Below are 20,030 nucleotides of genomic sequence, written 5' to 3' on the forward strand. Positions count from 1 at the left end.
AACTTCGATGTCATCACCGACAAGAACCGTCGTCGTAACCGGGGCCAGTTCCGGCATCGGCAGGGCCAGCGCGGAAGTCTTCGCCCGCATGGGCTGGCACGTCATCGCCACCGGCCGCGACCCTGCCCGCTGCGATGCGGCCGAGGCGGAACTGCGCGAACTCGGCAAGGTCGATTTCCTGCGCGGCGACTTCGCCGAGATGGCCGACGTGCGCCGCGTGGCAGGAGAGATCGCCGCGCTGACCGACCGGGTCCACGTCCTCGTCAACAATGCGGGCGGCATCCGCGACGGGCTTTACATGTCGTCCGAGGGACTGGAGGCGACCTTTGCCGCCAACCACCTCGCGCCGTTCCTGCTGACCAACGAACTGCTGCCGTTGCTGGAGCCCGCCGCCGAGGACAGCCCTCCCGGCACCGTGCGGGTGATCGCCGTGTCCTCGCTCGCGCATGAGCAGTGCAAGGCGATGCGCTGGGACGACCTGATGATGCTCGGCGATTTCGCCGCCGGACCTGCCTATTGCCAGGCCAAGCTCGCCAACCTGCTGCACACCCGCGAACTCGACCGCCGCCTGTCGGGCAAGGGCATCACCGCGCAGGCGATGCATCCGGGCAAGGTCGGCTCCAACTTCTCCAGCCACGGCGAGAAATCGCTCCAGACCTACATGGCGAGCCAGGATCTCATCGCGCCCGAGCAGCCCGCCCGCACCATCGTCTGGCTCGCGACCGCGCCCGAGGCAGGCTCGAACGGCGGAAGATACTTCCATGATCTCGAGGAAATCCCTGCCGCTCCGCAGGCGCTGGACGATGCCGCCGCCAAGCGGCTCTGGCATGAGAGCGAGCGGATTCTCGCAAGTCTCTGACCATTCATCGCCCCGCGCCGGTCGTTGGGAGAACCGGTCGCGGGGCGACGTCTGCGACCCGTCGAAGGGCTGCCGCCACAGGCACGGCGGGAAGAGAGGGGGCTTCCCGGTGCCCCGATCGCGATGCGCACGATCATGGACGGCCATCCTTCAATACCGAACGAGCAAACGATTGCGTACTGTACTTTAGTCCTAGAAAGACTCCCTGATCCGTTGGTTTACTCGAGTGGTTTACCGAAGGTCAGGCATGACGTGTGCGCTTGACCGCGCGGCGGGGCTCGGCCCAAGGAGGACGCGACATCCTCGATCCGGGAACCCTGCCTGCGATGACTTCCGCTCCTGCCGCCATCGACCGCCCCCGCCGCAGCGCGCTCTACCTGCCCGCGTCCAACGCCAAGGCCATCGCCAAGGCGCGCACCCTGCCCTGCGACGTGGTGATCCTCGACCTTGAGGATGCCGTCGCGCCCGAGGCCAAGGACGAGGCGCGCGCCGCTGCCGTCGCCGCCGTCGCCGAGGGCGGCTTCGGGCATCGCGAGGTCGCCATCCGCGCCAACGGCATCGACACCGAATGGGGCGCGGCGGACCTTGCCGCCATCGCCGGATCGAAGGCCGACGCGGTGCTCGTCCCCAAGGTCAACGGCCCGGCCGACATCGATCGCTATCAGGAAGCCCTGTCCGCCGCGCCCGCCACAATGCAGCTCTGGGCGATGATCGAGACCTGCGCGAGCGTCTTCGCGCTGGAGCCGATCGCGGCGAAGGCGCGCTCCACCCGCCTGTCGCTGTGGATCATGGGCACCAACGATCTCGCCAAGGAGATGCGTGCGCATTTGACGCCGGAGCGCACGCCGTTCCTGCCCTTCCTGTCGATGACCGTCGCCGCGGCGCGGGCGCATGGCGTTTCCGTGCTCGACGGCGTGTGCAACGAATTCCGCGACCTCGACGTGTTCGAGGCCGAGGCGCGGCAGGGGCTGCTGTTCGGCTTCGACGGCAAGAGCCTGATCCACCCCGCGCAGATCGAGCCGACCAACGCGGTGTTCTCGCCAAGCGAGACCGATCTTACCTGGGCCGCGACGGTGATCGAGGCGTTCGAACAGCCGGAGAACCAGGGCAAGGGCGCAATCAAGATCGACGGGAAGATGACCGAACTGCTCCATCTGGAACAGGCCCGGCGTCTGGTCACCGTGGCGGAGCGCATCGCGGCGGCAGGATAAATAAATTCCTCCCCGAGCTCGTCTCGGGGAGGTGGCAGCGCAAAGCGCTGACGGAGGGAGAATGGCGCTAGGCTCTCCCCCTCCACCATCCTTCGGATGGTCCCCCTCCCCGAGCAAGCTCGGGGAGGAATTTCTTACTTCGCCCCTGCTTTCCCGATCACTCCCGGCTCGTTGGCGATCACCTTGAGCACCGCCGTCCAGGCATCGACGTTCTGCTGGAGCGCCGCCGGGTCCACCTTGTCGAGCGTGTCGTCCGGGGTGTGGTGCAGGTCGAAGTAGTGCATGCCGTCCTGGCCGAGGTCGATCACCGCCAGATCCTGCGCCTTGATGATCGCCTCCACGTCCGCGCCGCCGTCGGCGGGGCCTTCGTGCGGGGTGATGCCCATCGGCCAGAGCGCGGCCTTGACCTTGTCCACCAGCGGCTTGTCGGCGGGCGAGGCGCTGAACTTCGCGGCCCAGACGTTGTCCGCGCCGAAATCGCTCTCCATCGCTACGGCATGGGGTTCGGAGCCGTGCAGCTTCGCGTAGTGCGCGCCGCCGCCACCGCCGATTCCCATTTCCTCGTTGCCCGACCACAGCACGCGGATCGTGCGCAGCGCTTGGCCATCCTTCTGCGCGGCAAGCGCTGCGGCGGTGACGATGGCACAGCCCGATGCGTCATCCACCGCGCCGGTGCCCAGATCCCACGAATCGAGGTGGCAGGCGAGGACGATGATCGGCAGCGAGGGATCGCGGCCCGGCAGGTCGGCGATCACGTTGCCCGAAGGCGCATCCGGGAACGGCTTGCCTTCCAGCGTCAGGTCGATCGCCAGCGGCTTGCCGCGCGCCGCCGTGCGGGCGATGAGGTCGGCGTCGGGGTTGGACACCGCGCCCGCCGGGATCGGCTTCACGTCCTTGGCGAAGATGGTGACGCCAGTGTGCGGGTTGCGGTGGCTGTCGGTCCCCGCCGAGCGGATCACCACTGCCGCCGCGCCCTTGCGCGATGCGATGGTCGGCCCCTGTCGGCGCACATTGCCGTAAGGGCCATAGCCCGAACCGTCCTGCGCCGCGCGCATGGCGTGGTCGATGAAGGCGACCTTGCCCTTGAGCGACCCCTCGGGGACGGCCTCCAGCGCGGCCAGCGTCGGGAAGTAGACCATTTCCGCCTTGAGCCCGCCCTTGGGCGTCGGCACCGAGAAGCCCAGCGCGGTGATCGCCAGCGGCTGCGCATAAGGCGCGGTCAGGCGTGCGCTTTCCGGCCCGCGCGTCCAGGCGAGGGTCTTGAACTCCTCCACCTTCACGTTCTGGAAGCCGAGCGCCTTGAGCTTCTCCGCACCCCATGCCCGGGCGCGGCCTTCCGCCGGGGAACCGGCCATGCGCGGCCCGATCTCGGTGGTGATGCCCTCGACGATGTCCCAGGCGACGCCGGAACCCTGCTGGGGCGTTGCGAAAGCGGGAACGGAGGCGGACAGCGCGGCAGCCAGAAGCGCGCAACGAAGCGTGGAGGAGGTGCTCATGCCGCAAGTGCTAACCGAGGGTTTCGGCGCTGCCAAGATGTCCGATAATTCCTCCCCGAGCTTGTCTCGGGGAGGTGGCGGCGACGTAGTCGCTGACGGAGGGGGAATTGCGCCTCCTCCTCCCCTCTCAAATCGGCATCCTCACTTCGTCATTGCGAGCGTAGCGAAGCAATCCAGCGGTGCGGGCCGACCGTGGATTGCTTCGCTACGCTCGCAATGACGACGAGTCCGACTAGATCCGCTCGGCGTCCGCCACCGCTTCGCTCGCGCGCAGGGCACCGACGATGCGGGTCAGGTGCGCAAGGTCGGAGACTTCGAGGTCCACCTCGTAAGTGCCGAAGGGCTCGTCGCGCTGGGTCATCTGCAGGTTGGTGACGTTGGCGCGGTTGCTGGCGAGGATCTGCGTCACTTCGGCCAGCGTGCCGGGGCGGTTGTAAAGGATCAGCCGCAGGCGGCCGACCGCGCCGGTGGTGCGTTCGCCCCATGACAGGTCGAGCCAGTCGGCATCGACGTCGTTCGCCAGCGTCATGCAGTCGATCGCGTGGACTTCGACCTTGTGATCGGGGCGGCGCAGGCCGACGATGCGGTCGCCGGGCACTGGGTGGCAGCATTCCGCCAGCTCGAAGCCGACGCCCGGCGTCAGGCCGCGGATCGAGATCGCCCGCTCGGTGCGGGTCCATTCGGGGTCGTCGGGCAGTTCCGCCGTGCTGCCGGGGACGAGCGCCTCCATCACCTGCCGGTCGGACAGGCGGCCAGATCCGATGGCGAACATCAGGTCTTCCTCGTCGCGCAGGTCGAGGCGCTCGACTGCATGGGCGAGCGCCTTCTTGCCTACGCGCTGGGGCAGGCGACCGACGATCTCGTCGTAGAGCTTGGAGCCGATCTCGGCCACTTCGGCGCGTTCCTTGGCGCGCACGGCGCGGCGGATCGCGGCGCGAGCCTTGCCGGTGACGACGAAGCCGAGCCATGAAAGCTGCGGCTCCGACGTGGTGCTCTTGATGATCTCCACCACGTCGCCGTTGGTCAACTGCGTGCGCATCGGCACATGGCGACCGTTGATCTTCACGCCGACCGCCGCATTGCCGAGATTGGTGTGGACCGCATAGGCGAAGTCCACCGCCGTCGACCCCTTGGGCAGCTGGAACAGCGCCCCCTTAGGGGTGAAGGCGAAGATGCGATCCTGATAGATCGCCATCTTGGTGTTTTCGAGCAGTTCCTCGGCGTCGTGGCTGGCATCGACGATCTCGATCAGGTCGCGCAGCCAGCCGACCTGCCCGTCGGGCCGGGTGCCGCCCTGCTTGTAGGCCCAGTGCGCGGCGAGGCCGAACTCGTTGAGGCGGTGCATGTCCTGCGTGCGGATCTGCACTTCCATGCGCATGGAGCGCTGGAAGATCAGCGCCGTGTGCAGTGACTGGTAGCCGTTCGACTTGGGCGTCGAGATATAGTCCTTGAAGCGCCCGGGAATCATCTGCCACGACTGGTGCAGCACGCCGAGCGCGCGGTAGCAGTCCTCGACGTTATCGGTGAGGACGCGGAACGCCATGATGTCGGTGATCTGCTCGAAATTGACGTGGCGCTCGGCCATCTTGCGCCAGATCGAATAGGGGTGCTTCTCGCGCCCCGAGACTTCGACGTTGAGCCCGGCTTCGGCCAGCACCTGCTTGATCGACAGCGCGATGGCATCGACCTGCCCGCCTTCCTCGCTGCGGATCTGCGCGAGGCGGCCGGTGATCGTGGCATAGCCTTCGGGCTCAAGCTGCTCGAAGGCGAGCAGTTGCATCTCGCGCATGTATTCGTACATGCCCACGCGCTCGGCCAGCGGCGCGTAGATATCCATGGTCTCGCGCGCGATGCGGCGGCGCTTCTCCTCCTTCTTGATGTAGTGGAGGGTGCGCATGTTGTGCAGGCGGTCGGCCAGCTTGACGAGGAGGACGCGCAAGTCCTCGCTCATCGCGAGCAGGAACTTGCGCAGGTTCTCCGCCGCGCGCTCGCTCTCGGTCATGACCTCGATCTTGGAGAGCTTGGTCACGCCGTCGACCAGCCGCGCGACATCGGGGCCGAACAGCTTCTCGATCTCCTCGATCGTCGCCAGCGTGTCCTCCACGGTATCGTGAAGCAGCGCGGTGATGATCGTCTGCTGGTCGAGCTTGAGTTCGGTCATGAGGCCCGCGACCTCTACCGGATGGCTGAAATAGGGGTCGCCGCTGGCGCGTTTCTGGGTGCCGTGCTTCTGCACGGTGTAGACGTAGGCACGGTTCAGGAGGGCCTCATCGGCCTCCGGGGCGTATTCCTTGACGCGTTCGACGAGTTCGTACTGGCGGAGCATGTTGTCCCCGTCATGTCAGGATTTATTGCGCCGCGGCAAGAGGCCGGGCACCGAAATGCAGATTTTGCAACGTCGAATCGTACATATCTCCCGTGTCATCCCGCGGACAGGCCTGTTCGCACCCGCAAATTCAATCGTTTACACAGGCAAGATACGTAAGGGATTTGTTAACCATCGAGGAACATCCGCCGTTCACAATCCGTGTCGGACCGGATGGCGCACCGTCTTTGCCCCCCAATCGCAGCGCCTCCGGTTCCACCCGATCCTGCGGGTCGATGCGAAGGGGCATGGATTCGAAGAGGTAGCCGGTCTCATGGCGGACATGGATGATTTCGCGACCAGCGAGCGGCCCGAATGGCTCAAGGCGCTGGCGCGCCGCTCTGCCGCAGCGGCGGATGACGGGGCCGAGACGCCGGGTGGTGCGCTCGACCACGCGCAAGATCAGTCGCACCCTCATCGCGCGCCGCGCGTGCGCACGCTGATCCGCGCCGTCATTGGCGGTGATGGCCGCGCAGGCGAGGACGTGATCGTGCGCAACGTCTCTCCGGGCGGCATGTGCATCGCCTCGCGCACGCTGCTGCCCAGCATGGGCGAGATGCTGCGCGTCTCCCTCCCCGGCCAGAGCGAGTTGCAGGCGCAGGTGCGCTGGGTCGGCAAGGGCGAATTCGGCGTACTGCTGACCGGCGGCGGTGGCCTCGACGTAGACCGGATCACCGCCAGCAACCGCCAGCGCAACGCAGGCTTCGCCGCCGCCCTCGAGAAGCTGCTCGGCATTCGCCCCCAGGAACCGCGAAGCTCCGCCGGGATGCGCGCCTGCTGAGGGTGCTTGACCGCCCCTGACGCCTGCACAATAGTACCGGGGTGAACGAGACCGTCGTCGATCCGTCCCCCGGTTCAACCGCATCCGCAGTGCTTCCTGCGCGGCCCGAGGCCATCCGGCTCGATCCCGCGACGACCGCCGTGATCGTCGTCGATATGCAGAACGCTTACGCCTCCAAAGGCGGCTACGTGGACGAGGCAGGCTTCGATGTCGGCCCTGCCGCCGCCACGATCGGGCACATCGCCGATGTGCTGGACACCGCGCGGGCGGCGGGCATGACGGTGGTGTTCCTCCAGAACGGCTGGGACGCGGACTACGTGGAGGCTGGCACGCCGCTCTCGCCCAACTGGCACAAGTCGAATGCGCTCAAGACCATGCGCAGGCGCCCCGAAGTCGCGGGCAAGTTCCTTGCGCGCGGTGGCTGGGACTACGAACTGGTCGATGCCCTGAGGCCCAAGGAAGGCGACCTGCGCGTGCACAAGCCGCGCTATTCCGCCTTCTTCAACTCGCAGCTGGATTCCATCCTGCGCGCACGCGGCATCCGCACGCTGGTGTTCACCGGCATCGCCACCAACGTCTGCGTCGAATCGACCCTGCGCGACGGCTTCCATCTCGAATACTTCGGCGTGCTGCTGGAAGATGCGACGCACCACCTCGGACCCGACTTCATCAAGGCGGCGACGGTCTACAACGTCGAGAAGTTCTTCGGCTGGGTCAGCACCGTCGCGGACTTCCGCACCGCCGTGAGCCAGCTGCCCCCAAAGGAGTGAGCATGCCCTTCGAGCCCATCAATCCGCCTGCATTCCCCGCCCCGATCGCCCCTTACTCGTCGGGTGCGAAGGCGGACGGCATTCTCTATGTCTCGGGCATGCTGGCGCTCGGCACCGGCGGGCTGGTGCTCTACCCCGGCGATGCGGCGGCACAGACGCGCCACGTGCTCGAAGCGATCAAGACCACTGTCGAGGCCGCAGGCGGCGCCATGGCCGACATCGCCATGAACCACATCTTCCTGAAGGACATGGCCGACTACGCCGCGTTCAACGCCGTCTATGCCGAATACTTCCCCGGCGACAAACCGGCGCGCTATTGCATCAAGACCGACCTCGTGAAGCCCGAATGCCTCGTCGAGATCGCCTCGGTGGCGCACGTTGGCTGAAGCCACAGGTCTCCACTACCAGTTCCACGGGCCGGATGACGCGCCCACACTGATCCTGTCGAGCGGGCTCGGCGGTGCAGGGGCCTACTGGAAGCCCAACCTCCCCGCGCTGGCGCAGCACTATCGCGTCCTCACCTACGACCAGCGCGGCACCGGGCGCAGCGACCGTGCCCTGCCGGACACGACTTCGATCGCCGACATGGCGGGCGACGTGATCGCCCTGATGGACGCGCTTGGCATCGAGCGGGCGCACTTCATCGGCCATGCGCTGGGCGGCATGATCGGGATCGAAACCGCACTAGCCTCCGGTCGTATCGACAGGCTGGTGGTCATAAACGGCTGGCGCACCCTGTCCCCCCACACCCGCCGCTGCTTCGATACCCGCCTCGCCCTGCTGCGACACGCAGGGGTGGAGCCGTTCCTGCGCGCGCAACCGCTGTTCCTCTACCCGCCCGGCTGGATCGCCGCGCACGACGCCGATCTGGAGGCCGAACTGGCGCACCACCTCGCCGCATTCCCCGGCGCGGAGACGATGGAAAAGCGCATCGCCGCCGTGCGCGCCTATGCCCCCTCGCCCGAAGACCTCGGCCGATTGAGCGACGTGCTGGTCATCGCCGCCCGCGACGATTTCCTTGTCCCTCATGCCGCCTCGCTCGACCTTGCCGCGCCGATTCCCGGCGCCCGCACCGCCAGCTTCGACTGGGGCGGCCACGCCTGCAACATCACCGATCCCGACGGCTTCGACCGCCTCGCCCTTTCGTTCCTGGAGAGCTAGCCCATGCAAGTCGGCGTCTTCGTGCCCATCAACAACAACGGCTGGCTCATCAGCACGACCTCGCCGCAGTACATGCCCAGCTTCGATCTCAACAAGGAGATCGCGCTCCGGGCCGAGAAGCACGGGCTCGACTTCCTCCTCTCGATGATAAAGCTGCGCGGCTTCGGCGGGAAAAGCGAGTTCTGGGAATACGGGCTGGAAAGCTTCACCCTGATGTCCGGCCTCGCCGCCGTGACCGAGAAGATCAAGATCTTCGCCACCTGCCCCACGCTCATCATCCCGCCCGCCTTCGCCGCGCGCATGTGCAACACGATCGATTCGATCAGCCACGGCCGCTTCGGGCTCAACCTCATCACCGGCTGGCAGCCGCCCGAATACACCCAGATGGGCCTGTGGCCGGGCGAGGAGCACTTCCGCAACCGCTATCAGGTGCTCGACGAATACGCGCGCATCTTGCGCGAATTGTGGGAGACCGGCCGCTCCGACTTCAAGGGCGAGCATTACACGATGGACGACTGCCTCGTGCGGCCCAAGCCCGACGGCGACATGAAGATCATCTGCGCGGGATCGTCCGACGCCGGACTGGCGTTCTCGGCCAAGTGGGCGGACTATGCCTTCTGCCTCGGCAAGGGCGTCAACACGCCGACCGCCTTCGCCTTCAACAACGAGCGCCTCGCTAAGTTCACCGCCGAAACCGGTCGCGACGTGCAGGTCTTCGTCCTCGTCATGGTCATCGCCGCCGAGACCGATGAGGAAGCGCAGGCGAAGTGGCAGCTCTACAACGACGGCGTGGACATCGATGCCATCGCCTGGCTGGCGGATCAGGGCGCCAAGGACACCGTCAACACCGACACCAACGTGCGCCAGCTCGCCGCCCCGGAAGGCGCGGTGAACATCAACATGGGCACCCTCGTCGGCAGCTACGAGACGGTGGCGCGGATGCTGGACGAGATGGCCGAAGTGCCCGGCACCGGCGGCGTCCTGCTGACCTTCGACGACTTCGTGGAAGGGGTGGAGAACTTCGGCACCCGCATCCAGCCCCTGATGAAGAGCCGCGCGCACCTGCGGAACTGATGAAAAAGTGCCCGGAGCCTGCGGACAGGCCCCGGGCAGGTATAAAGGATCGCAATTCGCAATACCGATCCTTCGGGTCGCACAGCTGGAATGCCGCAAAGGCCGATTCGGCGCATACCACGATCATGGTATTCGCCTGCCAATCCCTCACTTTTACATGGGCTTGCGTTAACCTGAGCCGAGGTTCACATTGGCTCCCGGTCAACGTCGGGGGGCAAGACCATTCGAATCGAGGAATTGGGGGCGCTGTTCGCGCGCGCTCCGTTCGAGGAATCTGGTTGGGACAGCGCGCTCCGGGCGCTTGCCAGCGCGACGGGTTCGGGCCGCGCGCAATTGATCGCCCTCGGCGAGCATCACACATTGTTCAACCGGGTGACCGACACCTGGGACGGCTACACCGACGAATTCGCGGCGATCGAAGGGCACCGGCCGGAGGTCAACTACCGCGTGGCGGCATCGCGCGCGCCTTACGAACTCGTCTGGGAACACCACTACGACGAAGTGCGGGCCCTGGGCACCAACGAAGCCTACATGGAACACGTCCGCCGACTCGATGCCGAGCACGGCGCCCAGATCGTGCTCGACAGCACCTCCACAAGCTTCTTCGGCCTTGCCGCGCTGCATTCCGCCAGCGACGGGCGGACTACCGAAATCCAGCGCGAAGCACTGCTGAACGTCGCTCCGCAAGTCATGGCCGCGATACGGCTACAGGGTGCGATCGAACACCAGGGCGCCGAATTGCTGCACGGATCGCTTGACGCCCTGCACACGGCCGCCATCATGCTCGACGCCGCAGGTCGGGTCCGCTCGGTGACGAACGCGGCGGAAAGGCTGCTCGCGCCCGATACGCTGCAGGTGCGCGGCAGCGCCTTGCGCTCCGTCCGGCCGGATATCGACCGTGTCCTGCAGGCACGCATCGGCATCGCGCTCAACAGTCGACTGACGATGCCGTCCGAATTGTGGATGCAGTCGGCGCGCGGCCCGCTGCTGGTGGAGATCTGCTCGCTGCCCAAGCAGGACTGGAACTTCGGCTTCGCGCCCAGTGTCATCGTGACGCTCAAGGCTCCGCTCGGTTTTGCGGGCGATCAGGGCGCGCGCATTTCCGCCGCGCTCGAACTGACGCGGGCCGAGGGCGAGATCGTGGCGCTGCTGGCGCAGGGGCACTCGCGGCAGGAGATTGCGAAGATACGCGGGGTCAGCGCGCAGACGGTGGCGAGCCAGTTGCGCACGATCTTCCAGAAGGCCGGCGTCAACCGCGAGGCGGAACTGGTCTCGATCGCGCGCGCCGTTATCGAGATGGCAGGGCGGTAAGGCCCGACACCCAAACACCCAACCCATTCTCGTCGCCCCTGCGCAGGCAGGGGCCCATCCCAAGCTCGCCGCCTCGCAGTGAGCAAGGTGCCATGGCGATAGACCTGATGGGCCCCTGCCTGCGCAGGGGCGACGGACTTGAGATTAAGGGTTCAGAGCTTCCCGAACTGCGCCTCGTAAGCGCCGGTATCTCCGCTCGACAGCAGGCGCGCCTGCTCCACCCAGTTGTCCCGGCGCGGACGGCCCGCGAAGGCGCCGAGCTTGGTGTCCAGTTCATCGAGGTCGGCATCGGTCCACGCCGCGATCTGGCCATAGCTGGTGACCCCCAGCGAGTGCAGCAGCGTCAGCATCTTGGGGCCAAGGCCCTTGATCTTGCGCAGGTCGTCCGCCGCCACGTCGCCATCGGCGGTTTCAACGACCGGCGGCGCGGCGGGCGCAGGCGTCGGGTCGGGTTCGGCGGCGATGGTCTGCGGCGGCTCGTGCTCATGCGCACGGGCCTCGTCCACCTCTTCCTGCGCGGCGACGGCGATCACTTCGCCGATGCCCGCCATCGTCCCCGCCATCGCCGGCGGGTCGATGTGGTACTGCGAGGCTGGCGGCGCATCGTCGATCAGCGCCTGGTTGCGCTGCGCCGGAGCCGCACCCTCGTCAAGAACGTCGGGCCGATGCTCGCGCCGCGCGGGCTTCGAACCCTGCACGAAGACCCAGTAGGCCACCACGATGCCCACCAGCAGCGCGGCGATGAACACCAGCCAGTTCGCCTGAACCATTTGCAGCACGTCAGTCCACCTTCCTGCGATTCCAGATCAGCGCGCCGAAGCCGAAACCGATCCCGTAGGACGTCAGCACGGCGACAGCCATTTCGAGCCATAGCGGCAAGGGAGCGTCCTTTCCTAGTGTCTCGCGCGCACAAACGTCATCCCGGCCCCGGCGTGTCGATCGGGGTCGGCTTGACCGGCGCGGTGTAGAGCACCGAGAATTCGATGCGGCGGTTCGCGGGATCCATCGGATCGAGCCCCTCGACCGGCCGTGCCGATCCCAGCCCCGCCGCGCGCAGGTTCGTCGCCGGGATGCCCCGCGCGATCAGGGCCGAGCGCACCGCCTCCGCGCGCGCCTGCGACAGCGCGACGTTGACCTTCTGGTTGCCCGAGGCATCGGTGTGCCCGGTGACGGCGATCACGCTGCTGACGCAGGGGCGCAGCGACCGGGCGACCTCGCCCAGCAGGCGCTCGCTGGAAGGCTCCAGCCGGGTGCTCGCCTCGCCGAAGCGGATCGTGCGGGTTTCGAGGATGCGCTCCACGTCGTCCTGACAATGGGCCGAGACCGCCTGCCCCTCGCTGTCGCGCGCCCAGCTTACGCCCGAGATGCCGGGGATCGCGACGATGCCTGCAGCGACGCGCTTGCGGGTTTCCGCGTCGAGATCCTTGCCGCCCGAAAGCACCGGGTGGCGGGTCAGCCAGCCGTAGCGGTCGCGGAAGTTGATGGCGATATCCCTACCGCCCTCAGCGTCCCGGACCGCCAGCGCCTGTGCCTTCAGCTCGCCCACGAAGACGCCGCCGCGCGCCCGCATCACGGCGAACGACATGACGAGGCACAGCGCGGCTCCGGCGACGATCAGCGATGCGCGGCGGGGATTCATGCGGGTAGCCTAGAGGGTCGGGACGGGACTGTCAGCCACCGCTTCGACCTTCTTCGCTTTCTGGAACAGCCGCCGATCCTCGGGGCCGAACGCCTTCTTCCAGATGACGAGGAAGTAGGAGCCGAGGATCGCCGGGATGCCGAAGGCCAGCGCCGCCCACTCCGGCAGGAAGCGCAGGGCGAGGAAGCCGATGACGACGGCGGGCGCGGCGGCCCAGACCAGCGCCCAGCGCCAATTGTTGATCGGCTCGCCCAGGATGCGCGAGAGCATCACCGACTTGACGATGGACGACAGCCCCAGCGCCACCATCAGCGCGCAGGCGGCGGCGGCGGCCTGGAACAGCGGGTTGAAGCCGAGACGCTGCATCAGCAGGATGCCGCCCAGCGTCAGCAGCGCCTGCAGCGCGATGGTGCCGATGGACACCCACAGGTTGCGCAGCCGCGCGACGTAGATCAGCGCCGCCTCGCTCACCACCGCCGTCGCCGCGACGACCTCGGCGGCGAGCAGGAACGCCAGCGCGCCGGTTCCGCCCACGAACTCGCGCCCGACGAGGCCCATCACGCCGTTGCCGGGAATGCCCAGCGCCAGCGCGATGCCCGCCTGCGACGCGGTGATCCAGAACCCCACCTGGCACACCTGCCGCGCGATGGCGGCATAGTCATGCTCCTTGAGATTGCGGGTGATAACCGGCCCGAGCACCGGCTCGAAGCTGGTCTTGAGCTTCTGCGGCAGGCTCGCGACCTGCTGCGCGGCGTAGTAGACGCCGACCGCCGAGGCCGGGGCGAGGAAGCCGAGCAGGAAGATGTCGACGCGGCGCGTCCCCCACTCGATGGCGTCTGCAATGGCGATCGGCGCCGAGCGCAGGGCCAGCTTGCGCATGCCGCTCAGCCGGGGCTTCCACCCACGCGGCACGCCGTATTCGCGGAAGAACGGGATGAACGCGGTGATGGCCGCCGCATAGATCGAGGCGATGTAGGCGATCGACAGGCCGCTTTCCGGCGCGATCCAGATCATCGCGCCCGCCATGATCGAGATCGTCCACGGCTCGACGATGGCGCGCGACCAGACCGTCGGCGTCACGCGCAGGCGATAGGCGAGCGCGGCCAGCCAGATCTCGGTCATCGTCATCGCCGGCAGGGCCGTGACCATCAGCCGGTCGATCTGCGTGTAGTGCCCGCCGGGGAACAGCACGCCCGGCACGAACCAGAAGAACAGCGCCGCCGAGCAGCTGGCGATGAGCGCGATGATCGAGCCGTCGGCGATGACGTTGGCCGGGCGGACCTGCCCTTCCGTCTCCGACAGGCGCTGCGCGAGGCCGCGCTTCTCGCCCATCGTGCACAGCATCGAGGTCAGCTCGATCAGCACCAGCGCCGAGGCGAAGCGGCCCAGCGCCGCCGGTCCGTAGGCGGCGGCGCGGCCCGCGATGAACAGGAACGGGATGCGCGCGGCAAGGCGCAGGAAGAAGCCGAACAGGTTGGTGCGCCCGCCCTTGGCGAGAGCGGCGATGTCGTCGCGCTCCTTCTCGCCCTGCGGTGCGGCAGTGGAATCGGTCAAGTAACGGGCTCCTGCTCGTCGCGCAGGGGGCGCGCGAGGAGGTCGCTGACGACGGCGCTGGCAGGCGCCTCGCCCGCGAGCAGACGGTGGACGGCCTCAACGATGGGCATCTGGATACCCTCGCGGCGGGCAAGATCGGCAAGCACGGGGGCGGTCGCGGCGCCTTCGGCGACACTGTTCTTGCCCGAAAGCGCCTCGACCGCAGTCAGCCCCTGCCCCAGCGCAAGGCCGAGGGAGAAGTTGCGGCTGGACGTGGACGAGCAGGTCAGCACGAGGTCGCCGAGGCCGCAGAGCCCCGCCAGCGTCTCCGCCCGGGCACCCCGCGCAAGGCCGAAGCGCAGCATCTCGGCATAACCGCGCGCGATCAGCGCGGCGCGGGCGTTCTGGCCGAGGTTCAGCCCTTCCACCACGCCGCAGGCGATGGCGAGCACGTTCTTGACCGCGCCGCCGATCTCCGCGCCGACCACGTCGTCGGAATAGTAGGGCCGCAGCGCCGGGCGCGCGAGCAACGGCGACAGCCGCTCCCACTGCTCCCGCCCGCCACCGCAGGCGAGCGTCACGGCGGTCGGCAGACCGGCGGCGACTTCGCGTGCGAAGGTCGGGCCGGAGAGCACCGCCAGCCGCTCGGGCGCGCAGGCATCCTTAGCGACATCGGCCATCAGGCGGCCCGTGCCCGCCTCGATCCCCTTGGCGCAGAGCACCAGATCGCGGTCGCCTTCAGGCAGTCCGGCGATCACCGAGGCGAGGAACTGCGCGGGCACGACGACCAGCAGCACCGGCAGCGCGGCAAGATCAGCAAGGTCGTTGGTCGCGACGACCCCGGCGGACAGCGCGGCGCTCGGCAGGTAGGTGCCATTGCGATGGTCGCGGTTGATCTCCTCCACCAGCGCGGCCTCGCGCGCCCAGAGCAGGACTTCACTCCCGTCACTCGCAAGCGCCTGCGCCAGAGCCGTGCCCCATGCGCCCGCGCCGATCACGCCTATCTTCGCGTTCATGCCTTCACTCCCGCACCGCGCACCGCCTCGGCCTCCGGGTCGAGCGGCCAGCGCGGGCGCGCCGCCACGTCGAGGGGGTCGGACTGCCCGCGCGCCAGCCGTTCCACCCCGGCCCAGGCGATCATCGCCGCATTGTCGGTACACAGCTTGAGAGGCGGAGCGATGAACGGCAGGTCGTTCCCCGCCGCCAGTGCTTCCAGCGCGCCCCGGATCGCCTTGTTGGCCGCAACGCCGCCCGCGACGACCAGCGCCTCGACCTTACCGACTTTCGCCAAGGCCCGACGCGTGCGGTCGATCAGGCAGTCGATGGCGGCCTGCTGGAACGAGGCGGCGATGTCGGCATCGGCATATTCGCCCGACTGCTTGGCGCGCATGACCGCGCTCTTGAGGCCCGCGAAGGAGAAGTGCGGTTCGTCCGATCCCTTGAGCGGGCGCGGCAGCGGCACCTTCTTCGCATCGCCCTCCAGCGCCAGCCGTTCGAGCGCAGGCCCGCCCGGATAGCCGAGGCCGAGCACCTTGGCGGACTTGTCGAACGCCTCACCCAGTGCATCGTCGATGGTGGTGGCGAGGCGGCGGAATTCGCCCACGCCCTCCACCAGCAGGATCTGGCAGTGGCCGCCCGAAACCAGCAGCAGCAGGTAGGGATAGGCGAGGCTCGCGTCGGCAAGGCGCGGCGACAGGGCATGCCCTTCGAGGTGGTTGACCGCGATCAGCGGCTTGTCGGTCGCCATGGCCAGCGCCTTGGCGGTGACGAGGCCGACCATGACGCCGCCGATCAGGCCCGGCCCGGCGGTGGCGGCGATGGCGTCCACCTGATCCAGCGTCATCCCGGCATCGGCCAGCGTCGCCTCGATCAGCGGGGCCAGCCGCTCGGCATGGGCGCGTGCGGCGATCTCGGGCACGACGCCGCCGAAGGGGCGGTGCTCCTCGTCCTGCGAGGCGATGCGCTGGGCGAGGATCACCCTGCCGTCGCTGACCAGCGCCGCCGCCGTCTCGTCGCACGAGGATTCAATGCCGAGGACTATGCTCATCCGGCCTTCCCCTGAACGACATTGCCCGGTAGCACAAGCCGCCGATGACCCACGATAAACAACCCGATACCTTCCGCGCAGAGCGTTACAAATTGGGCACACGCCGCTCGCCGCTGGCGATGGCGCAGGCCCACGAAACGCGCGACAGGCTGGCAGAGGCGCACGGAATCGATCCGGCGCATATAGAGATCGTTCCCGTCACCGCCAGCGGCGATCGCATCCAGGACCGGGCGCTGGCCGAGATCGGCGGCAAGGCCCTGTGGACCAAGGAACTCGACGCCTGGCTCGTCTCGGGCGAGATCGACTTCGCGGTCCACTCCGCCAAGGACGTCGAGACGATCCGGCCCGATGCCTTCGCGATCGGCGCGATCCTCCCGCGTGAAGACGTGCGCGACGTGCTGGTGGGGGCGGACAGCATCGCCGCGCTGCCGCAGGGCGCCGTGGTCGGCACCAGCGCCCCGCGCCGGGCCGCGCAGCTGCTCCATGCCCGGCCCGACTGCAAGGTCATCACCTTCCGTGGCAACGTCGCCACTCGCCTCGCCAAGCTGGCGGCGGGCGAGGCGGACGCCACGTTCCTCGCCGCAGCGGGCCTCAAGCGCCTTGGCGAGACGGGCACGGGCCGTCCGCTAGCCGCCGAGGCCTGGCTGCCCGCCCCGGCGCAGGCCGCGATCATGGTCGAATGCCGCGCCGACGACGCCCGCACCCGCGCCTTCCTGTCCGCCATCGACCACGCGCCCAGCCGCGCCGAAGTGCTGGCCGAACGCGCCTTACTGGCGGGGCTCGGCGGCAACTGCCACAGCCCCATCGCGGTCCTGACGCGGACGGAGGGCGACACGCTCTCGATGCGCGCGGCGCTCTACAGCCCCGACGGGGCGGAGCATGTCACCGGCGAGGCGCGCTTCGCCGCGGGGGATGCGGAGGGGCCGCAGCGCCTTGCCGCCGACCTGCTCGCCCGCGCGGTGCCGGCCATCGCGGTGCATTTTGCCGGGGCATGACACCTCCGTCGTCCCGGGCTCGACCCGGGACCGCGGGCGGTCTTTAGGCGCCACCTTGCAGCGCGCGCAGCAAGGTGAGCCGTTCCCGGCCAGCGGTCCCGGGTCGAGCCCGGGACGACGGGTTTCGTGATCCTCATCCTGCGCCCCGAACCGGGCGCCTCCGCAACACTGGCCGCCGCCCGCGAACTGGGGCTCGATACGCGGACCTTCCCGCTTTTCGAGGTCCACCCCCTCCCGTGGGAGCCCGTCCCGCGCGAGGACGTGGACGCCCTGCTGCTCGGCAGTGCCAACGCCCTGCGCCACGGCGGCCCCGCCCTCGCCGCCTATCGCGGCCTCCCCGCCTACTGCGTCGGCGCGACCACGGCGCGGGCCGCTGCCGAGGCCGGGCTCGAAGTCGCGGCAACCGGAGAAGGCGGCCTCGCCAGCCTGCTCGGCGTGCTGCACCCCGCGCGCACCCGCCTGCTGCGCCTTGCCGGGCGCGAGCGGGTGGAGCTGCCCGTGCCGCCCGGCATCGCCGTGACCACGCGCGAGGTCTATGCCAGCGATCCCCTCCCCCTGCCTCCCGGTCTGGCCGAGGCGCTGACCCGCCCCGCCGTGGTGTTGCTGCACTCGGGCGAGGCCGCAGCACGGCTGGCCCAACTCTGCGACGAAGCCGCGATCGACCGCGCCCGCATCGGCCTCGCCCTGATCGGCCCGCGCGTCGCCGCCCGCACCGGAGAGGGCTGGGCCGAGGTGCGCAGCGCCGCGAAACCGGACGACGCCGCATTGCTGGCCTTGGCGCAACAGATGTGCCAAGAAGCCGGCTCCGGACAGTAACCGCTACGCGCAAGGACTTGATGCAGGACATCCCGCCGCCGGCTCCCCCCGCCGCCCCCGAGACCATCTATCGCGGGCGTTCGGCGGGCATGACCCTGTTCGTCGCTTTCATCGCCTTCGTCATCGGCGTCGGGCTCGTCGCGTGGATGGCGGAGCGCGGCTACCTCCATACGCTGATCGAGAGCGGCGGCGCAGCGCCGCAGGCCGCCGCGCCCATGCCCCGCGCGGCTCCAGCAGCGCCCGCGCAACTGGGACAGCTCGCCACGGTCGAGGGGCGGCTGGCGATGATCGAGGACCGCATCTCGCGCATCGACTTCCAGACCGACGCCGCCGCCGGGAACGCGGGCCGGGCCGAGGGGCTGCTGATCGCCTTCGCTGCGCGCCGCATGGTCGATCGCGGCGAGCCGCTGGGCTATGTCGCCGACCAGTTGCGCCTGCGCTTCATGAATGCCCAGCCGCGCGCGGTGCAGACGGTGGTGGACTTCGCCGCCAACCCCGTCACCATCGACGCGCTGAGCGCCCGGCTGGAGGCGCTCTCTCCCGAGCTGACTGTCACCAACACCAACCGCAGCCTGTGGGACCGCACCCGGCAGGAGTTCACCGCGCTCTTCGTGGTCCGCCGCGATTCGGCGGCGCTGGCGAACCCCATCGCCCGCATCGAGCGCGCCCGCCTGATGCTGACCGCCAAGCGCATCGATTCGGCCATCGGCGAAGTCGAGCGCCTGCCCGGCGCCGATGCCGCCGAAACCTGGATCGCCGACGCGCGCCGGTATGAGGCGGTGCAGAAGGCGCTCGACCTGCTGGAAACCACGGCGATGCTGGAGCCCAACCGCCTGCAGGACGCCACCGGCCGCACCGTCGACCAGCCGAGCCCGCTGGCTCCGGCAGCGCCGACCGGCGAGCCCGAGCCGCAGCCGGACGCGACCGAAGGGGCCTGACGTCGTCCCGGACTTGATCCGGGACCGCTGGCTGTCTTTAGGCGCGCCCTGCCGACGGGGCTTCGACAAGCTCAGCCTGAGCGGGCTTTATAGGTATTCGTCATTGCGAGCGCAGCGAAGCAATCCAGCGCGGTTAACGCGGCCATGGATTGCTTCGCTGCGCTCGCAATGACGAAAGTGAGGGTGTTTCCGCTCAGGCCGAGCTTGTCGAAGCCCCCGGGACCATAAGCCCCGGCCCGCCCCCTCAGTTCTTGACCTGACAGCTCATCCCGGCCGCCTTCATCCCCGAGCACAGCGCTCGGGCCGCCGCGGCGTCGCCCGGCACGGCCTGGAGGCGGTAGACGATGCCGATGTCGGCCTTGCCCTGCACGATGCGGTGGCTGACGCCCGCCAGCGGTTCGTGCTGCGTCTTGAGCGTGTTCCAGCCCGCCTCGGCCTGCTCGCGCGAGGCGTAGGCGCCGACCTGCACGCCGACGCCGCTGACCGCCGGGGTCGTCGGCGTGGCCTTGGCCTCCGGCTTGTCGGACGGTTGCGCGGCGGTGGTGACGAAGCCGGGCGACGGCGTGTCGTCGCTCTTGTCGATCTGGACCGGGCGGGACTGGCCCTCGGCCACGGCGAAGCTGGTGTCGCCGGTGCCCGCGACGAATTCGCCGCCGGGGTTGTCGGGACGCACCTTGTAAGGCGTCTTGGGCGCGGCGATCACGCCGCCGTCGGCGACGAGCGGGGCATCGGGGCGGCTCTTGATCGCCCAGACCACGCCGCCGCCGATCACCAGCAGCGCGACGAGGCCGAGCGCGCCGAGCAGTACGCCCTGCCCGATGCCGGAGCGTTCCTCCTCGAATCCCTCGTCATCGCCTTCCAGCCAGGGGAGGCGCACGTCCTCCTCCAGCGCAAGCTGACGCGGCTGCTCGGGAGCATCTCCGAACGGGGGCATGTCCTCCTCGAAGTAGGGATTGCCCTGCGTCCCGCTGCCGAAGACGGGGTTCTTCCGCGTCTCCGGTCTGGGGATATAGCCGTCGTCAGACCCTGCCATG

The 20,030-nt window shown here is 68.7% G+C and carries 19 protein-coding genes; 11 read left to right on the top strand and 8 right to left on the bottom strand.

Annotation, left to right across the window (positions count from 1 at the left end; translation table 11 throughout):
• Window positions 1-7 precede the first annotated feature (7 nt).
• Both LO787_RS23905 and LO787_RS23910 read left to right on the top strand, forming a co-directional pair.
• Window positions 8-859, top strand: coding sequence for an SDR family NAD(P)-dependent oxidoreductase (locus LO787_RS23905; RefSeq protein ID WP_232493450.1), 852 nt, complete (start codon window positions 8-10; stop codon window positions 857-859).
• Between the two features lie 326 nt (window positions 860-1,185).
• Window positions 1,186-2,070: an HpcH/HpaI aldolase/citrate lyase family protein gene (locus LO787_RS23910; RefSeq protein WP_232493451.1), complete on the top strand. Its 885-nt coding sequence runs from the start codon at window positions 1,186-1,188 to the stop codon at window positions 2,068-2,070.
• Between the two features lie 134 nt (window positions 2,071-2,204).
• Here LO787_RS23910 and LO787_RS23915 read toward each other — a convergent pair whose 3' ends face one another.
• Window positions 2,205-3,566: a M20/M25/M40 family metallo-hydrolase gene (locus LO787_RS23915; protein ID WP_232493452.1), complete on the bottom strand. Its 1,362-nt coding sequence runs from the start codon at window positions 3,564-3,566 to the stop codon at window positions 2,205-2,207.
• Between the two features lie 232 nt (window positions 3,567-3,798).
• Window positions 3,799-5,892, bottom strand: a complete 2,094-nt coding sequence (locus LO787_RS23920; RefSeq protein WP_232493453.1) for a RelA/SpoT family protein — start codon at window positions 5,890-5,892, stop codon at window positions 3,799-3,801.
• A 322-nt stretch (window positions 5,893-6,214) separates the two neighbouring features.
• Here LO787_RS23920 and LO787_RS23925 point away from each other — a divergent pair, with 322 nt between their 5' ends.
• From LO787_RS23925 to LO787_RS23950, 6 genes are all read left to right on the top strand, one after another.
• Window positions 6,215-6,712 (top strand): PilZ domain-containing protein, encoded by a 498-nt coding sequence (locus tag LO787_RS23925; protein ID WP_232493454.1) that lies wholly within the window; start codon window positions 6,215-6,217, stop codon window positions 6,710-6,712.
• Between the two features lie 41 nt (window positions 6,713-6,753).
• The gene (gene rutB, locus LO787_RS23930) at window positions 6,754-7,482 is read left to right on the top strand and encodes a pyrimidine utilization protein B (protein WP_232493455.1); all 729 of its coding nucleotides are present in this window, start codon (window positions 6,754-6,756) and stop codon (window positions 7,480-7,482) included.
• 2 nt (window positions 7,483-7,484) lie between these two features.
• Window positions 7,485-7,868, top strand: a complete 384-nt coding sequence (gene rutC, locus LO787_RS23935; RefSeq protein ID WP_232493456.1) for a pyrimidine utilization protein C — start codon at window positions 7,485-7,487, stop codon at window positions 7,866-7,868.
• Window positions 7,861-8,643, top strand: coding sequence for a pyrimidine utilization protein D (gene rutD, locus LO787_RS23940; RefSeq protein ID WP_232493457.1), 783 nt, complete (start codon window positions 7,861-7,863; stop codon window positions 8,641-8,643). The genes rutC and rutD overlap by 8 nt, the downstream gene beginning before the upstream one ends.
• Before the next feature lie 3 nt (window positions 8,644-8,646).
• A complete protein-coding gene (gene rutA, locus LO787_RS23945; RefSeq protein WP_232493458.1) occupies window positions 8,647-9,717 on the top strand; it encodes a pyrimidine utilization protein A in 1,071 nt (356 codons plus the stop codon).
• Between the two features lie 237 nt (window positions 9,718-9,954).
• Complete coding sequence (locus tag LO787_RS23950) at window positions 9,955-11,028, top strand: helix-turn-helix transcriptional regulator (RefSeq protein WP_232493459.1); 1,074 nt, start codon at window positions 9,955-9,957, stop codon at window positions 11,026-11,028.
• A 152-nt stretch (window positions 11,029-11,180) separates the two neighbouring features.
• Here the strand turns inward: LO787_RS23950 and LO787_RS23955 are convergent, their stop codons facing one another.
• From LO787_RS23955 to tsaD, 5 genes are all read right to left on the bottom strand, one after another.
• Window positions 11,181-11,798, bottom strand: coding sequence for a hypothetical protein (locus LO787_RS23955; protein WP_232496412.1), 618 nt, complete (start codon window positions 11,796-11,798; stop codon window positions 11,181-11,183).
• Between the two features lie 146 nt (window positions 11,799-11,944).
• A complete protein-coding gene (locus LO787_RS23960) occupies window positions 11,945-12,667 on the bottom strand; it encodes an OmpA family protein (RefSeq protein ID WP_232493460.1) in 723 nt (240 codons plus the stop codon).
• Between the two features lie 9 nt (window positions 12,668-12,676).
• Entirely contained in the window at window positions 12,677-14,221 is a 1,545-nt protein-coding gene (locus tag LO787_RS23965) for a lipopolysaccharide biosynthesis protein (protein ID WP_232493461.1), read from the bottom strand.
• Window positions 14,218-15,216 carry an NAD(P)H-dependent glycerol-3-phosphate dehydrogenase gene (locus LO787_RS23970; RefSeq protein ID WP_232493462.1) on the bottom strand — a complete coding sequence of 333 codons (999 nt, stop codon included), beginning with the start codon at window positions 15,214-15,216 and terminating at the stop codon, window positions 14,218-14,220. The genes LO787_RS23965 and LO787_RS23970 overlap by 4 nt, the downstream gene beginning before the upstream one ends.
• Window positions 15,213-16,247 carry a tRNA (adenosine(37)-N6)-threonylcarbamoyltransferase complex transferase subunit TsaD gene (gene tsaD, locus LO787_RS23975; protein ID WP_232493463.1) on the bottom strand — a complete coding sequence of 345 codons (1,035 nt, stop codon included), beginning with the start codon at window positions 16,245-16,247 and terminating at the stop codon, window positions 15,213-15,215. The genes LO787_RS23970 and tsaD overlap by 4 nt, the downstream gene beginning before the upstream one ends.
• Before the next feature lie 44 nt (window positions 16,248-16,291).
• Between tsaD and hemC the strand changes: the two genes are divergently transcribed.
• The 3 genes from hemC (at window position 16,292) to LO787_RS23990 (ending at window position 18,996) form a co-directional block, all read left to right on the top strand.
• Complete coding sequence (hemC, locus tag LO787_RS23980) at window positions 16,292-17,242, top strand: hydroxymethylbilane synthase (RefSeq protein WP_232493464.1); 951 nt, start codon at window positions 16,292-16,294, stop codon at window positions 17,240-17,242.
• A 126-nt stretch (window positions 17,243-17,368) separates the two neighbouring features.
• A complete protein-coding gene (locus LO787_RS23985) occupies window positions 17,369-18,058 on the top strand; it encodes a uroporphyrinogen-III synthase (RefSeq protein ID WP_232493465.1) in 690 nt (229 codons plus the stop codon).
• Between the two features lie 20 nt (window positions 18,059-18,078).
• Window positions 18,079-18,996 carry an MICOS complex subunit MIC60 gene (locus LO787_RS23990; protein ID WP_232493466.1) on the top strand — a complete coding sequence of 306 codons (918 nt, stop codon included), beginning with the start codon at window positions 18,079-18,081 and terminating at the stop codon, window positions 18,994-18,996.
• Window positions 18,997-19,240: 244 nt separating this feature from the next.
• Here the strand turns inward: LO787_RS23990 and LO787_RS23995 are convergent, their stop codons facing one another.
• Window positions 19,241-20,029: an SPOR domain-containing protein gene (locus LO787_RS23995; RefSeq protein WP_232493467.1), complete on the bottom strand. Its 789-nt coding sequence runs from the start codon at window positions 20,027-20,029 to the stop codon at window positions 19,241-19,243.
• Window position 20,030: the final 1 nt, after the last annotated feature.

The organism is Novosphingobium kaempferiae, from assembly GCF_021227995.1.
Lineage (GTDB): Bacteria > Pseudomonadota > Alphaproteobacteria > Sphingomonadales > Sphingomonadaceae > Novosphingobium > Novosphingobium kaempferiae.

Coding starts and splice junctions, on each gene's coding strand:
- LO787_RS23910 (WP_232493451.1), top strand. CDS start 1,186: ATGACTTCCGCTCCTGCCGCCATCGACCGCCCCCGCCGCAGCGCGCTC.
- LO787_RS23995 (WP_232493467.1), bottom strand. CDS start 20,029: ATGGCAGGGTCTGACGACGGCTATATCCCCAGACCGGAGACGCGGAAG.
- LO787_RS23925 (WP_232493454.1), top strand. CDS start 6,215: ATGGATGATTTCGCGACCAGCGAGCGGCCCGAATGGCTCAAGGCGCTG.
- LO787_RS23955 (WP_232496412.1), bottom strand. CDS start 11,798: ATGGTTCAGGCGAACTGGCTGGTGTTCATCGCCGCGCTGCTGGTGGGC.
- LO787_RS23905 (WP_232493450.1), top strand. CDS start 8: ATGTCATCACCGACAAGAACCGTCGTCGTAACCGGGGCCAGTTCCGGC.
- LO787_RS23960 (WP_232493460.1), bottom strand. CDS start 12,667: ATGAATCCCCGCCGCGCATCGCTGATCGTCGCCGGAGCCGCGCTGTGC.
- tsaD (WP_232493463.1), bottom strand. CDS start 16,247: ATGAGCATAGTCCTCGGCATTGAATCCTCGTGCGACGAGACGGCGGCG.
- hemC (WP_232493464.1), top strand. CDS start 16,292: ATGACCCACGATAAACAACCCGATACCTTCCGCGCAGAGCGTTACAAA.
- LO787_RS23920 (WP_232493453.1), bottom strand. CDS start 5,892: ATGCTCCGCCAGTACGAACTCGTCGAACGCGTCAAGGAATACGCCCCG.
- rutC (WP_232493456.1), top strand. CDS start 7,485: ATGCCCTTCGAGCCCATCAATCCGCCTGCATTCCCCGCCCCGATCGCC.
- rutA (WP_232493458.1), top strand. CDS start 8,647: ATGCAAGTCGGCGTCTTCGTGCCCATCAACAACAACGGCTGGCTCATC.
- LO787_RS23915 (WP_232493452.1), bottom strand. CDS start 3,566: ATGAGCACCTCCTCCACGCTTCGTTGCGCGCTTCTGGCTGCCGCGCTG.
- LO787_RS23990 (WP_232493466.1), top strand. CDS start 18,079: ATGCAGGACATCCCGCCGCCGGCTCCCCCCGCCGCCCCCGAGACCATC.
- LO787_RS23970 (WP_232493462.1), bottom strand. CDS start 15,216: ATGAACGCGAAGATAGGCGTGATCGGCGCGGGCGCATGGGGCACGGCT.